Source organism: Bradyrhizobium erythrophlei, from assembly GCF_042430365.1.
In the GTDB taxonomy this organism is placed as follows: Bacteria; Pseudomonadota; Alphaproteobacteria; order Rhizobiales; family Xanthobacteraceae; genus Bradyrhizobium; species Bradyrhizobium erythrophlei.
This window is the reverse complement of the sequence record NZ_JBHMET010000138.1, coordinates 1-583: the sequence shown is the minus strand read 5'-3', so window position 1 is coordinate 583 and position 583 is coordinate 1. Positions and strand designations below refer to the sequence as shown.

The 583-nt window shown below is 63.8% G+C and carries 1 protein-coding gene; it reads right to left on the bottom strand.

Annotated features, from left to right (window positions below; translation table 11 throughout):
- Nucleotides 1-113: 113 nt before the first annotated feature.
- Nucleotides 114-482: a group II intron maturase-specific domain-containing protein gene (locus ACFFWD_RS20435; protein WP_376968290.1), complete on the bottom strand. Its 369-nt coding sequence runs from the start codon at nt 480-482 to the stop codon at nt 114-116.
- Between the last annotated feature and the right edge of the window lie 101 nt (nt 483-583).

Here is a 583-nt window from a genome sequence, read left to right as displayed (position 1 = left end):
TGCCGCCTCTTTCGTCTGGCGGTGCCTTAATGGTTCACCCTTGGCTCCGTTTCCACATCCCGCTCATCGAACCGGACAGGCAGATTTCCCGCATCCGGCTCTCGGACAAGACTTCAAGCCTTCGCCCACGGCATGTCGCGCCCAAGCGCGGTTAGGCGTACGAGCCCGAAGTACCCGTAGAGGTGCGAGAGTGGATAGGTCCCGCCCCTGCGTCGCCTGACCTTGTGCTTGAAGCGCAACCACCGGCGCAACCGCGCAGCCGCGTAGTTGTCGAGCGCCCGATACGCTTTGGTGACGGTGCCTACTTTGAAGTAGTTCGCCCATCCGCGCAACGTGCGGTTCAACTGGCCTACGAGCTCCGTGGTCCCTTGCCAAGTTCCTGATCGGGCGGTGAGCGCGTGAATGCTTTCGATCACGCGTTTGATGCTCTTGCGCGATGGCCGGTACCCCAGGCGCGCCTGGCCGGTTTTCGCTGAGTACATCCGCCCGAACGGGTGAGTAGGCCGGGGAATTTCACCGCCGGCACCGGGTCACCGGAGGCGGTCGCCCGCCCCCGGTTCCCACAGAACGTGGCATGCGGATT

What these genes read in the sequence shown, in the direction of transcription:
- ACFFWD_RS20435 (WP_376968290.1), bottom strand. Translation starts at nt 482, where the DNA reads ATGTACTCAGCGAAAACCGGCCAGGCGCGCCTGGGGTACCGGCCATCG.